Here is a 13,150-nt window from a genome sequence, read left to right as displayed (position 1 = left end):
TGCTGAATGCCGTTACCGGTTTAGGTCCGGAATGTCCCTTATTTAACCACTGCCAAAGGGGCAAATATCATGACGAGCATTCTTACCAACAACGCCGCAATGGCCGCTCTCCAGACGCTGCGCAGCATCGGCTCCAACCTGCAGCAGACGCAGAGCGCCGTTTCTTCGGGCCTGCGTATCTCCAAGGCTTCCGACAACGCCGCTTACTGGTCGATCGCCACCAGCATGAAGTCCGACAACGGTGCCATCGGCGCGGTTTCCGACGCTCTCGGCCTCGGCGCCGCAAAGGTTGACACTGCAACCACCGCCGTCACCAGCGCCATCGACATCGTCGGCCAGATCAAGAACAAGCTTGCCACCGCCATGGAAGCTTCGGTCGACAAGAAGTCCATCCAGGAAGAAATCGGCCAGCTGCAGCAGCAGCTGCAGAGCGTTGCCCAGTCGGCTTCGTTCAACGGCGAAAACTGGGTCATGGCTTCGAGCGGCGGCTCCGCTTCGGTCGTCTCGTCCTTTATCCGCGGCACCAACGGCACCGTTTCGATCAGCACGACCTCCTACGCCTTCGACGCCAGCGCAACCGGCAACGTTCTGTTCGGCTCGAGCGGTGGCACGATCGACACGACTTCGGGCATCCTCGGTACGTCGGATGCGTCGGTTGGCGCTTCGGTCTTCAGCCTCGACATCACCAACATGACGGGCGGCCAGATCTCCAGCGCCCTGAACATGGTTCAGACCGCTATGAACTCCATGACCAGCCTCGGCTCCAAGCTGGGCTCTGTCTCCGCTCGCATCGATCTGCAGTCGAGCTTCGCTTCCTCGCTCTCCGACTCGATCCAGTCGGGCGTCGGCAAGCTGGTTGACGCCAACATGGAACAGGAATCGAGCAAGCTGTCCGCTCTGCAGACGCAGCAGCAGCTGGCCGTCCAGTCTCTGTCGATCGCCAACTCTTCGAGCCAGTCGATCCTGTCGCTCTTCCGTTAATAGGAAGAACCAACGCAGCGCGTTGGTCGATGGTAGCAGACAAGCCTTCGCCGCGCCTTCTCCGGAAGGCGCGGTTTTCGTTTTTGGCTCGGCGCATCGGCGCCGACCGGCTTAGGACGCCTTTCCGAGGGCCACGGCAGCCTTTTGCCTAGCGGCATTGACGAAGCCATCGAACAGTTTCTGCATGGCCGCCTGCTTGTAGGGATAGACGCTCGGATCATCCATGTCGTGGACCACCATGGCGACATCGAGCTCGAACACCAGCAGGCGTCCGTCGGGAAGTTCGGCGCAATCGATGCCGAAATAATCGAGCGGGATATGACGGCAAAGGGCGAGGAAGCTTTCCTTGTGGCGCAGGGCGAAATCCTGATCGAAATTTTCCATCCATGCCTGTTCGGCGGCACGTTTTGCCGCGCTCTGCTCCATGCCGGCACTTAGATAATGCACGATCCAATGGTCCGAGAGCGCCATGTGGCTCGCGAACGCCTTGCCGTTGATGAACACGATGCGCTGCTTGTTATAGAAGCCGTCGGAACCGCGAAAATCGATGAAGGGTGCGACGTAAAGTTCCGGAGCGGGCTGAGCCTTCAGAAAGGTGACAAGCTCGACGGAGTCGGTGATGCGTTCCATGCCGTTGCCGGCATGCGTGCTGATCGGGCGCACGACCAAAGGGTAGTCAAGGCCCGGAGCGCAATCGTCCAGTCGTTTCACGCCCATGGCGACGGCCATAAGATCGGCGTGCGATACGCGGTAAGTAAAGGGCGAAAGAATGGTGAGCTCATTCGCCAGCATGGCGCTGACGCCGTCGCGCGTCAGTCTCGCGATCAGTCCCGGATTGCGGTTCATCACCGGACCGTCGAATTTGGCAAGCAATGTCTGCATATGGGCGAGAAGAGGGGCGTTTTCGGTCGATTCCCCGATCGCCATGAAAGCGATGTCGTGCTCCGGCAGATCGACGAGCGCCAAGGTTTGCAGGTCAACGTAATGCAGCCACAGCACGCAGTCGCTGCCGGCCAGCAGAAAATCGATAGGCGTATTGGCCATGAAATCGCCTTCGGTCACGAAAGCGAGTATCCGCGGACCAGTCCCGTTGCCATGGACGACGCAATAGTCGCGGCGCATCTGCACGGCATTCTTTAAAATCTGGCGAGCCTCATTACTGCGGCCGAGCGTCTGCAGGATGATGGCCATGTCCAGAAATGCAGCGGCGGCGGTCGGATCCGCCGTTACGCGCTGCATGAGTTCGTTCCAGAGCGGGGTCACGTCGTGACCGGCGTAGACGAGGGAGACTATTCTCCGCATGCCGAGAATTCGGGCGCCAACCGGTATGTTCAATAGTGCCGGATGGGCGATGGGGGCTTTGGTCATCAGCATTGCGGAAGATCCTGTTGGGAGCCGATTGTCAAAACGCTCCGAACGAGCGCGTCGATGTCAGTCTGTCGGGTACGGTGGTTTACGATCGCCGCGCGAATTGCGGGCTGACCGTCCAGATGGGTCAGGGACGGGGCGACGCGGCCTTCGGCGTGGAGACGCTCGACAATGTGGGAATTGACCGATGCCGGCATCGATCCGTCGGCACCAACATAGGCGAAGCAGACGATGTTGAGGGCGACGGGCGCGAGTAGTTTCAGGGTAGGTTCCTGTTCGATCCGCCGTGCAAGCTCGCGTGCCAGCAGGCAATTGGCGTTCATTGTCTGCCCCAAGGCTTTAACGCCATAGGTTTTCAGCGTGAACCAGGTTTTCAGCGCCCTGAAGCCACGGGAAAGATCCGGACCGTAGTCGCAGGGCCACCAGTCCCCACCGGCAAGTCCGGTCGCTGCGCGGCTCAGATAGGCGGCATCCGAAGCAAAGGTTTGCCGTTGCCACTCGCTATCCCGCACCAAGAGGAAGCCGGCATCATAGGGTACCTGACCCCACTTGTGAAAATCGAAAGCGAGCGAATCGCAGGCTTCGATCCCCGCAAACAAAGGCGCGAGCTCCTGGCTGAGAACGCCAAGAGCGCCGAGTGCGCCGTCGACATGAAAATGAAGATCATGGGCGTCGGCGATGCCGCGCAGGGCCACGAGGTCATCGACCGCGCCGGTGTTGACCGTTCCAGCACTGCCGATGAGGAGGAACGGCGTGAAGCCTTCCTGTTGGTCGCGGAGGATTGCTTGTTCCACCGCATCGATATCGATCTGGCCGAGTTCGTTGACGGCAATGCGCCGGAGCTGATTGCTGCCGATGCCGGACATTTCGAAGGCCCGGGGAACGCAGCCATGTACTTCGCTCGAGGCATAGGCGACGAGCCGGGATTCGTCGGACAGACCGGTTGCACGAACATCGCGGCCGAGCTTGCGGCATCTGGCGATCTGCACCGCGACGAAATTGGCCTGCGACGCACCGGTCAGGAATATACCGCCTGCCGTTTCCGGAAACGAGAAGATCTCGCGCGTCCAGCGGACGATCTGGCGCTCGACCTCGATCGGCATATGGTCGCGTCCGCCGAGATTGGCATTCAGCCCGCCGGCGAGCATTTCGGCGAGCATGCCGGTAACGGTGCCACCGCCCTGGACCCAGCCCATGAAGCCCGGGTGAATGTTGCCGCTGCCATAGGGGAGGATGTGGTCCCGAAAAATGGCGTGGACGTCAGCCAGATCGCTGCCTTCTATGGGCAGTGGTCCATTGAATTTGGCGCGAGCGGGAGAGGGAGCGCGCTGCCAGACTGGCTTCGTTGCGAGTGTCTGGAGATGATCGAACATGTCGTCGAGCATCTGGTGGCCTTGCTTGCGCAGGGCCTGCCAGTCGTCGGGGTCGAGACTTGTTCGCTCGTGGCGATCGACCGCCGCCCCTCCGGTCTCTTGCAAACTGAACATCTGAACCTCGCATGCGGCCGCCGGTATCGCCACCGTCATCGGAGCGCTACCGATAAAATGCCGGCCTCTTTGCCCGGCACCGAGCTGGCCTATCTACGACGCCGAAGATGGCGCGAGGCTGACGTGTGGCTTCCTATGCTCCTTCAGACGGCCATACGGATGGAAATGGCTGTCGGCGCCTGCCGGGCGGATCAGCTCCTTTCCTGTTCAAGGAATGGCAAAGCAAGCACTGCCGGATGGTCATCGGCGGAATAGCTACTTCCGTTAACTTTTGCGGGCGGCATTAACCTTTTATTAACTCTATTGCTGTCAGTTGCAGCTAACGCAACGGTTGGTTAACCTCTCCTAAGAGCCGGTTAACAAGCATGAGGCTGATTGCCGTTCCCGGCCGCAGACCGGAATGTCCCTTCCAAAGTCAGCCATAAGGGGCACTTTTCGATGACCAGCATCCTCACCAACGACGCGGCGATGTCCGCTCTCCAGACTCTGCGCGGCATCAACACGAATCTGCAGGATACGCAGAGCCGCGTTTCCTCGGGCTACAAGGTTGCGAAGGCAGCCGACAATGCCGCTTATTGGTCGATCGCGACAACCATGCGTTCCGACAATGGTGCGCTTTCCGCCGTGTCCGATGCATTGGGCCTGGGTGCGGCCAAGGTCGATACGGCATATGCCGCAATGGACAACGCCATCACAGTTGTTCAACAGATCAAGGACAAACTGGTCGCGGCAACCGAAAGCAGTGTTTCGAAGGCTGATATCCAGGAGGAGGTTACTCAGCTCCAGCAGCAGCTGGAAAGCATTGCACAGTCCGCATCCTTCTCCGGGCAAAACTGGATGTATGCGGCGAATGGCGCCTCGGCTTCCGTCGTTTCCTCCTTCGTGCGCAATAATAACGGCACGGTTTCCGTCAACAGCACCAGTTACGCCTTCGACACCGGTTCGCAAGGCAACGTGCTGTTCGGCGCAAGCGGCGGTACGATCGATACCAGTTCCGGTATTCTGGGCACTCAGCAGAATATCAGCGGTACATCCTATTCCGTCTTCAGTCTCGATATCACCAACATGACGGGCGGGGACATCGGCAAGGCCATGAATCTCATTCAGGGCGCTCTCGATGCTATGACGAGCACGGCCTCGCAACTCGGTTCGCTTTCGACGCGCATCGACCTGCAGACGAGCTTCGTTTCCACCCTGCACGACACCATTGATTCCGGTGTCGGCAAGCTCGTCGATGCGAACATGGAAGAGGAGTCGAGCAAGCTCTCCGCGTTGCAGACCCAGCAACAACTGGCAATCCAATCGTTGCAGATTGCCAATTCGAGCGCACAAAACGTTCTCGCTCTCTTCAAGTGAGCCTTGACCGGAGCTTGCGTTGCGATCGCGCGGTGGCATTTCCCTCTTGTCGCCGCGTATAAGCTTTTGTTAACGTTGCCGCTAATTGATTTGCAGTTTATGCGCAGGTCCGGCGTTCGTTCTCCTACCAAGCGGTTGCCGGGCCGCGCTTCAGCGACGGGCCGTGCTGGGATGTTTCCCGCTGGTGGGCATGAGGCCAATCGTTGCTGCCGGATCGGTCCGGCTTGCCAGTTCCAATGGAATTACGGATTTTCAGATGAGCAATGTGACGACGAATCCTTCCACGTCGGCGGCGCTGACCGTGCTGCGCGGTATCAACAAAGATCTCGATGTCGTGCAGCAGCAGGTCTCGTCCGGTTACCGCATTCAAACGGCGAGCGACGATCCCACCTATTGGTCGATGGCGACCACCATGCGCTCGGACCGAAGCAGCCTTTCCACGATCACGGACGCGCTTGGTCTCGGCGCCTCGAAGGTCGATACCGCATCCACCGCCATGGATACGGTCGTCAGCCTGCTGACCCAGATCCAGTCCAAACTGGTTTCGGCCAAGGAATCGGGCACAAACAAGAATGCGATCAACGCCGATATTCAGCAGCTCAAGAGCCAGCTGCAATCCGTTGCCCAATCAGCATCCTTCTCCGGTGAGAACTGGCTCTACAACACCGAGCAGCAAGCCAATACGCAGCAATCGGTGATCAGCAACTTCACGCGGGGCACAGGCGGACAGATCAATTTTACGACGATCGATTATGACAGCTCCCAAACCCTGATGATCGATACCGCGCAACCGGCGCGAGGTTTGTTGACGAAGAATGTCGACGCAAGCACACTCGGCGTTCCGGGAACCAGCGGCGGGACGGCTCGCAACTACTATCTCCTTGCCGCCAGCGGCGGTTCGACGCCATCAGGTGGAACGGAGATCTCGATCTCCAGCAGCACGACGGACGACGAATTGACCGACATGATCAACGTCACCAATTCGCTCCTGAAATCGGCAACGTCTGCCGATTCGACCTTGGGTCTGATGTCGTCCAACATCACCGACCAGTCGGATTATATTTCCAAGCTTGGCGACGCCATCAAGAGCAGCGTCGGCGACCTGGTCGACACCAACATGGAAGAGGCGTCGGTGCGGCAGAGTGCCCTGCAGACAGCGCAGCAGATGGGTGTTCAGACATTGTCGATCGCCAACAGCATGGCGAGCAAGATTCTGATCATCCTTCAATCGAAATGACCGTCGGGCGGAACTCGGATCGGCTATGCCGCATTGCATTCATCCTCGCACAAGTTTGACTGCCTACGGTCCTTTGCAATGGCTTGGTTGCGTAAGGTGTCGGTGACATTGGTCCCGGACGCTGCTGCCTGATGACGGAAACCGGAAGCGTGATGATCGACGTTTTGAGAATGGAAATGGATCGGCCGGCTGCCGGCATCGACTTGCAGCGCCTCTGCGGCGCGAATGGGGAGATGCGCGCGTGAGCTTGGCACTATCTCGATATCTCAAGGATTTCAGCGCCGAACAGGTTCCTCCGTCGCATGTCGAGGATATGGCCTTTCCGGAGCCGATCGAGTTTGCTGAAATTCCAGGCGAGCCGCCCGTCGATGTCGAGGCCGAGCGTCGCGCTGCCTATGCGGAGGGGCATGAGGCGGCGACGCAGGAACTGACGCAGAAGCATCAGGCCGAACTCGATGCCATGGCCCAGTCGTTCCGCGCGGAAATGGATGCGCTGCGGCTACATTACGAAGAGCAGGCGGCGGAAAAGATCGCGGCAGACATGAACCGCGTCGCCATAATGCTCGGGCAGGCGATCAGCACAGAAGCCGCCGGCATCCTTGCGCCGATCATGACAGAGACGCTGACGACCAGGGCGGTCGGCGATCTTGCCGAACTGGTCAAAGCTTCGATCCTCGACGGCAGCGTCGGGCCGATCTCGGTCACTGGGCCGCGCCATCTCTTCGAGGTTCTCCGTAGCCGCCTCGGCGACGACGGCGCACTGCTGCGGCATATCGAGGCCAATGATGTCGATCTCACCGTCACCATCGGCGAGAGCGTTCTCGTGACCCGTATGTCCGCCTGGGCCGCTAGTCTGAAAGAGATCCTGAAATGAGCGACGGCGATCAAAATCACGGCAAGCACGAGATTATCATCGTCAAGCGCCGCGGCGGCGATCACGAAGGCGGCCATGGTGGGGCCTGGAAGATCGCCTATGCCGACTTCATGACCGCGATGATGGCCTTCTTCCTCGTCATGTGGCTGGTGAACGCCGCCAACGAAGAAACGAAGGCCTCGGTCGCCTCCTATTTCAATCCCATCAAGCTTGCCGACGAGAAGCCCACGGAAAAGGGCCTCAAGAAGCCCGTCGATCAGGCCCAGGGCGAAAAGAACCAGCAGAAGTCCGACAAGCCGCAGGAAAAGCCGAATGACGGCAAATCAGCCAAGACCGGTGAGGACCTCACATCGACATCGGGTGACCAGACGAATTACTCCGAGGCGGATTTCTTCGAGAATCCCTATTCGGTCCTAGCCGAGATCGCACAGGAAGTCGGTCAGCAGGCGAATGTCAGCGCCAAGGGCGAGGGCGGTGCCGCCCAATCGGGTCCGGCGACAGGTGCGGATGGCGGCCAGGCCTATCGAGATCCGTTCGATCCGGATTTCTGGACCAAGCAGGTGCAGGTTTCCAGCGCTTCGAAGAAGGCGAACGAGGAACAGTCCGCCAAGTCGGATCAATCGCCCAAGGGTGAAGTCGTCGCCTTGTCGAAGGCAACGGCTGCGGACAACGGCCAGCCGGCCGATCAGCCGCAAACGCCCGAACAACAGCCGACGGTGAGCGAGCAGCAGGCGGCCGGCAAGGCGCAGGAAAAACAGACGCAGGCTCAGCAGGTTGCCAAGGCCGGCACGCAAAGCGGCGCATCCACCCCTGAAGACAATGCCGCTTTGCCTGCAAACAGGGATGCTCAGTCGACGAAAGCGCAGCAGCAGGAAGCCAAGGATCTGCAGCAGGCAATTCAGGCTGAGATCAAGGGTGTTGCCGGCCAACTGGCCGAAGGGTTGCAGGTGACTGCTGCTGAAGGCGGGGTGTTGGTCACGATTTCCGACCAGACCAACGATCCGATGTTCAATATCGGTTCCGCGGTTCCCCGGCGCGAGATGGTGCTGGCGATGGAGAAGATCGGCCAGCTTCTCGCGGAGCGTAAGGGATCGATCCTGATCCGCGGCCACACCGATGGGCGCCCCTATCTGGTCGGCGGCCGCAACGACAATTGGCGTCTGTCGCTCGATCGCGCCCAGAGCGCCTATTACATGCTGACCAGCGGCGGGCTGGATGAGAAGCGGGTTGTGCAGGTGTCCGGCTTCGCGGACCGGCGTTTGAAGTTGCCCGACGATCCATTCAACGATGCGAACCGCCGTATCGAGATCCTGATTGCGAGTCCCTCTACTCAGGCGGCGACGGACCCCGCAGCCTCGGGAACGCAAGCTCCCGTCAAGCCGGCTTCGGGCAAGGGCAAGTCCGGTCAAGGCAAGCAGGGATAGTTCATGGCGCGCAAACAGCATCGTCATCGCCTTGCGCTCACGCTCACCCTCGGCATGCTGATGTCTGGGGTTGCGAGTGCTGAGGGACAGGACGGTCTGCCGCTCTACAAGATGCTGCGCTCGCTCGAATTCGTACAGGATTCCGTTGTCGCGGGCGACAGTTCTGCCGCAGAGATGCAGCGCTTTCTGCTCGGAACCATAGATGAGCGGCTGCGCAGCGCGGACAAATCCGTCTTCGAGGACAGTCGTAACGTCGATGCGGCTCTCATCTACGCCATGAGCGGCGGCAACCCCGAAACGCTCGAATATCTGATGTCACGCGACGTCAACGGCAATTTCGACAATCGTGTTGCGGATGTGCTCAGGAAATATCTGAACGGCAAGGGTCTGCTTGTCGTCAACACGCTTGTCGACATCTCCAAGGAGTATCGCGGCAAGCCGATCGGCCCCTACCTCTCGCTAGTTGCGGGCAATGTCATGTCGGGCAAGAATGCCAAGGCAGCCTTGCCTCTCTACGACTGGGCGCGATTGATGGCACCCGGCACGATCGTGGAGGAATCGGCATTGCGCCGCTCGCTGGCTTTGTGCGCCGACGCGGGCATGGTGCCGCAAGGATTAGATTATGCGCGGCGTTATACGCGGCGCTTTCTGCATTCGCCTTACGCCAGCCAGTTTGCCGATCTTTTCGTGCAGCTGGTGGTGGACCACGATTCCGGCGTGAAGCAGCAGGACATCGTCGACATCCTGTCCTTCATGGACCCGCCGAGACAGCGGGAGATCTATCTGCGCATGGCGCGCCGGGCCGCGATCGCCGGCAAGGCCGATCTTGCCGCGCTGGCGGCCAATCGTGCCCAGGCGATCTCCAATGACGGCGGCGATGCCTTTGGTGCGCTGGCTAATTTCTATGGCGGCGTGGCGGGCATATCCACGCCCGAACTGAAGGCGGCGATCGACGATGTGAACCAGATGCCGGCGGGCGAGCTGAATGCGCGCGACCGCGCATTGCGCGACGCCGCAAAGGCCGTCGCGGCGGAGATATTGCGAACACCCGATGCTGCAAGCCTCGGGCAAGGCAGTTTTCCTAACCTGCCCAACCAACAGAAGACTGAACACGATGCTGCTGTGACGAATCAAGCGGGAAGCCAATCTCCCGGCACGGCGGGTGTTGAGCAGGGAGCCTCGGCAAACGCGGCTCCCGCCCCGGAGGGAGGGCGGCAGGAGGCCGACTCTTCGTTCAACGCATTCGTCACGACGAGCCGCTCGAAGCTGGATGCCATCGACGGCCTGTTGAAGCAGGAAAGTCATTGATATGAACGACATTGGTGTGTCCGGCGCCCCATCGGGGGCGGATATTCGTGCGGTTGCCAAAGGCGGCCGCTCGGCGAAGCAGGATGACGGCAAGGGTTTTATTGATGCGCTGACGAGCTCGCTCGGCAATGGCGGCAAATCTTCAAGCTCCGATGCCGGTGCCGATACCTCCGCCAATGCGGACACGACTGCCGATAAGGATGCAAGTGCGGCACAGACGGTCGTGGGAAATTCCTCCGCGGCAGCTCTCTCCTTCGACGACAGCACCAAGGCCGGAGTTGGGATGATCGATACCTCCGGAGCCAACCTTTCCAATCTCGCCGGCCTGGCCAAGGGCGCGAAAGCTTCGCAGCCTGCCGGCGCCGCGTCGCTCTCGAAATCGCTGATCGCGCTGCAGAATGCAGCCGCAGCGGCGGGTGGGACTGGCGCAACATCCACCGGAGCCGATCAACCTACGGCAGCCACAGACCCGGCCATGCCCACGACCGATACCACCAAAGTGCCGGCGCAGTCTGCCGCACTCGACCAGCTTGCCGAGATCGCGCAGCAATTGGCCGATGTCGCGACTGCGAACAGTCAGACCGCACCGGTCAAGGGCGACGGCAAGACGTCTGGCGCGAAGGATGGAAAGGATGTCCAGGCGGCGGATGATGGTAAGTCTGCGTCGACGCAAGGCAGCCTGCCGGCCAATACGATTTCCGATGCCCTGTCGCTGCTGAACGTTGCGCAGCCCGTCGTTGCGACGCAGGTTAGCACGGCGCAGGGCAGCGCGGTTCAGGCAGGCAAGACGGCAGACGATGCCAAGGTCCAGACATTGTCATCAGGCAAGGCGGCATTTGCGAATGATGCCGCAGACACGGCTGTGACGTTGCCGGATGACGGCAAGGGAACGGATGGCGCACAGACGTTCCGCCTGACGCGGGCGGATGGCCGCGGCGGCGCGCTCGACCTGTCGATCAGCAAGAGCGGTGATGACGTTGCCGATGTCAAAGTCGGCGCTGCTGCGGGCGGCGATGCCGTGGCAGTGACCGTACTGGATTCGCGTCGTTATCTCGGGCTTGCCACCAACTCGGCGTTGGTCGCCGGAAGCCTGACGGGCGACCGCGAATGGTCGGCTGCGATGCAGCCGGGCTCGGCGCTTTCCAATGCCGCAAACCTGACGAGCACCGGCAAGGTTGTCAACACGCTGAAGATCCAGCTGCGTCCGGACAATCTCGGCGACGTTACGGCAACCATGCGGCTTTCCGGAGACCAGCTGAGCGTCGATCTGAAGGTGCAGACCGGCGAAGCCTACAGGCAGCTTCATGCCGATCAGAGCCGCATGGTCGATGCGCTACGCGCGCAAGGCTATCAGGTCGATAGCATCACCGTCACCCTGGCGTCCAATGCCGACCAGCAGTCGGATGGCGGCCGTAATTCCGGATCGAACCAGCCGCAGCAGCAGTCCCTGTTGAACCAGGGGCAGGGGGGCGACGCGCGCTCCAGGGGCCAGAATTATTCAGGGCAGCAGGCAAATGGAAACGATGGCAATCGCAGTTCGGTTGAGCGCAGCGTTGAGGACGGCGCTGGTGGTGGCTTGCAGCGTTCTCACTCTGGTGCGGTTTACCTCTGAGGTCCGGGCATCAGGCAATCCGACGCCGCCGGACAACGGTGCCGCAGGTCTTTGCGAACGCGAAATCCAGTCCGCTGCCGCAAAATACGGAATACCGGAAGGGATCCTTTATTCCGTCGGTCTGACGGAAACGGGTCGCAAGGGGTCGCTTTATCCCTATGCGCTCAATGTCGAGGGACGGCCGATCTTCCCGCCGTCGGAAGGGGCCGCTCTGCAGGTATTTGCCGCTGCACGGCAGAGTGGGGCAAAGCTCATCGATGTCGGCTGCATGCAGATCAATCAGTATTTTCATGGCGAAAACTTTACTTCCGTCGACGCCATGTTCGATCCGCGCAGCAATGTTGAATATGCCGCAAAGTTTCTCCGCAATCTGCATGACAGGCATGAGACCTGGACTATGGCGGTAGCAAGATACCATGCCGGCCCGAACAATGACCCCGCCCAGAAGGTCTATGTCTGCCGCGTGATCGCCAATCTGGTCGCCACCGGTTATGGAAAATGGACGCCAAACGCGGCGACCTTTTGTCGGGATTAAGCACCCATAGGTTGAGTACGGTATCCGGTTAGTCGGCACTAACCCAATCGAAGCGGTTGACTGCCGTGGTTTTGCCTAAAATGGAAGTGTTAATCATACGCTTGCTAACAGGTTTTTTATCGGTGTAAAACTCCAGGCGCATACTACATATAGTGCAAATCGCACCCTTATGGTTAATCAATTATTAATTTCCGTCACTCATTTCCGACAGTTGTTCGTGATTCGCCCGATTCGTACCCATAGGTCATCGAAACACCACACTGATTCGGAGGCGGACGAATGATCGTAGTGGTTGATGAGCGAGAGCTCGTTAAAGACGGATACACATCACTCTTTGGGCGCGAGGGCATCCCTTCGACGGGATTTGATCCGCGTGAGTTTAGCGAATGGGTCTCGACCGCGGCAGAGGGCGACATTGCTGCGGTCGAAGCCTTCCTGATCGGACAGGGGCAGCAAGTGCTCGAGCTTCCGAGGGCGATTCGCGACCGGACGGCGGCACCTGTCATCGCGGTCAGCGACCAGCCTTCGCTGGAAGCCACGCTTGCACTCTTTGATTGCGGCGTGGACGATGTCGTGCGCAAGCCGGTCCATCCTCGTGAAATCCTGGCCAGGGCGGCGGCGATCCGCCGCCGGTTGAAGGCGATCAACAACTACACCGATATCGGCCCCATCCGCGTCTTCGCCGATGGCCGCGATCCGGAAATAAACGGTTCCGTATTTGCCCTGCCGCGCCGCGAGCGCCGCATCCTCGAATATTTGATCGCCAATCGCGGTCGCCGCGTGACGAAGACCCAGATCTTCAACGCCATTTACGGCATCTTCGACGAGGATGTCGAAGAGAACGTCGTCGAAAGCCATATTTCCAAGCTGCGCAAGAAGCTGCGCAAGAAGCTCGGTTTCGATCCGGTCGATTCCAAACGCTTCCTTGGTTACTGCATCGACTGGAGCTGATACTGCCAGTCGTGCAT

11 protein-coding genes are annotated in these 13,150 nt (G+C 59.9%); 9 read left to right on the top strand and 2 right to left on the bottom strand.

Annotation, left to right across the window (positions count from 1 at the left end):
• Positions 1-69 precede the first annotated feature (69 nt).
• On the top strand, positions 70-981 hold the full coding sequence (locus FHT73_RS16540) for a flagellin (protein WP_183713060.1): 912 nt from the start codon (positions 70-72) through the stop codon (positions 979-981).
• Between the two features lie 111 nt (positions 982-1,092).
• Here the strand turns inward: FHT73_RS16540 and FHT73_RS16535 are convergent, their stop codons facing one another.
• Positions 1,093-2,355, bottom strand: a complete 1,263-nt coding sequence (locus FHT73_RS16535) for a tetratricopeptide repeat-containing protein (protein WP_112610958.1) — start codon at positions 2,353-2,355, stop codon at positions 1,093-1,095.
• Entirely contained in the window at positions 2,349-3,836 is a 1,488-nt protein-coding gene (locus FHT73_RS16530; RefSeq protein WP_112610980.1) for a pyridoxal-dependent decarboxylase, read from the bottom strand. The genes FHT73_RS16535 and FHT73_RS16530 overlap by 7 nt, the downstream gene beginning before the upstream one ends.
• Positions 3,837-4,274: 438 nt before the next feature.
• Here FHT73_RS16530 and FHT73_RS16525 point away from each other — a divergent pair, with 438 nt between their 5' ends.
• The 8 genes from FHT73_RS16525 (at position 4,275) to FHT73_RS16490 (ending at position 13,133) form a co-directional block, all read left to right on the top strand.
• Positions 4,275-5,192: a flagellin gene (locus tag FHT73_RS16525; protein ID WP_112336522.1), complete on the top strand. Its 918-nt coding sequence runs from the start codon at positions 4,275-4,277 to the stop codon at positions 5,190-5,192.
• A 256-nt stretch (positions 5,193-5,448) separates the two neighbouring features.
• Entirely contained in the window at positions 5,449-6,429 is a 981-nt protein-coding gene (locus FHT73_RS16520; RefSeq protein ID WP_112610982.1) for a flagellin, read from the top strand.
• Positions 6,430-6,670: 241 nt separating this feature from the next.
• A complete protein-coding gene (locus tag FHT73_RS16515; RefSeq protein ID WP_112610960.1) occupies positions 6,671-7,303 on the top strand; it encodes a hypothetical protein in 633 nt (210 codons plus the stop codon).
• Positions 7,300-8,727 (top strand): MotB family protein, encoded by a 1,428-nt coding sequence (locus tag FHT73_RS16510; protein WP_112610962.1) that lies wholly within the window; start codon positions 7,300-7,302, stop codon positions 8,725-8,727. Before FHT73_RS16515 ends, FHT73_RS16510 begins: the two co-directional genes overlap by 4 nt.
• Before the next feature lie 3 nt (positions 8,728-8,730).
• Positions 8,731-10,035 carry a chemotaxis protein MotC gene (gene motC / locus FHT73_RS16505; protein WP_112610964.1) on the top strand — a complete coding sequence of 435 codons (1,305 nt, stop codon included), beginning with the start codon at positions 8,731-8,733 and terminating at the stop codon, positions 10,033-10,035.
• Position 10,036: 1 nt separating this feature from the next.
• Positions 10,037-11,647, top strand: a complete 1,611-nt coding sequence (locus tag FHT73_RS16500) for a flagellar hook-length control protein FliK (protein WP_183713057.1) — start codon at positions 10,037-10,039, stop codon at positions 11,645-11,647.
• Positions 11,559-12,182: a transglycosylase SLT domain-containing protein gene (locus tag FHT73_RS16495; protein ID WP_112610968.1), complete on the top strand. Its 624-nt coding sequence runs from the start codon at positions 11,559-11,561 to the stop codon at positions 12,180-12,182. The genes FHT73_RS16500 and FHT73_RS16495 overlap by 89 nt, the downstream gene beginning before the upstream one ends.
• A 279-nt stretch (positions 12,183-12,461) precedes the next feature.
• Positions 12,462-13,133 (top strand): response regulator transcription factor, encoded by a 672-nt coding sequence (locus FHT73_RS16490; protein ID WP_183713054.1) that lies wholly within the window; start codon positions 12,462-12,464, stop codon positions 13,131-13,133.
• The last annotated feature ends 17 nt before the right edge of the window (positions 13,134-13,150 follow it).

Origin of the sequence: Rhizobium sp. BK098, from assembly GCF_014193155.1 — a bacterium.
In the GTDB taxonomy this organism is placed as follows: Bacteria; Pseudomonadota; Alphaproteobacteria; order Rhizobiales; family Rhizobiaceae; genus Rhizobium.
Note: the sequence above shows the minus strand (reverse complement) of the source record. Positions and strands in the feature narration are given on the sequence as shown.

What these genes read in the sequence shown, in the direction of transcription:
- FHT73_RS16540 (WP_183713060.1), top strand. Translation starts at nt 70, where the DNA reads ATGACGAGCATTCTTACCAACAACGCCGCAATGGCCGCTCTCCAGACG.
- FHT73_RS16535 (WP_112610958.1), bottom strand. Translation starts at nt 2,355, where the DNA reads ATGCTGATGACCAAAGCCCCCATCGCCCATCCGGCACTATTGAACATA.
- FHT73_RS16530 (WP_112610980.1), bottom strand. Translation starts at nt 3,836, where the DNA reads ATGTTCAGTTTGCAAGAGACCGGAGGGGCGGCGGTCGATCGCCACGAG.
- FHT73_RS16525 (WP_112336522.1), top strand. Translation starts at nt 4,275, where the DNA reads ATGACCAGCATCCTCACCAACGACGCGGCGATGTCCGCTCTCCAGACT.
- FHT73_RS16520 (WP_112610982.1), top strand. Translation starts at nt 5,449, where the DNA reads ATGAGCAATGTGACGACGAATCCTTCCACGTCGGCGGCGCTGACCGTG.
- FHT73_RS16510 (WP_112610962.1), top strand. Translation starts at nt 7,300, where the DNA reads ATGAGCGACGGCGATCAAAATCACGGCAAGCACGAGATTATCATCGTC.
- motC (WP_112610964.1), top strand. Translation starts at nt 8,731, where the DNA reads ATGGCGCGCAAACAGCATCGTCATCGCCTTGCGCTCACGCTCACCCTC.
- FHT73_RS16500 (WP_183713057.1), top strand. Translation starts at nt 10,037, where the DNA reads ATGAACGACATTGGTGTGTCCGGCGCCCCATCGGGGGCGGATATTCGT.
- FHT73_RS16495 (WP_112610968.1), top strand. Translation starts at nt 11,559, where the DNA reads ATGGCAATCGCAGTTCGGTTGAGCGCAGCGTTGAGGACGGCGCTGGTG.
- FHT73_RS16490 (WP_183713054.1), top strand. Translation starts at nt 12,462, where the DNA reads ATGATCGTAGTGGTTGATGAGCGAGAGCTCGTTAAAGACGGATACACA.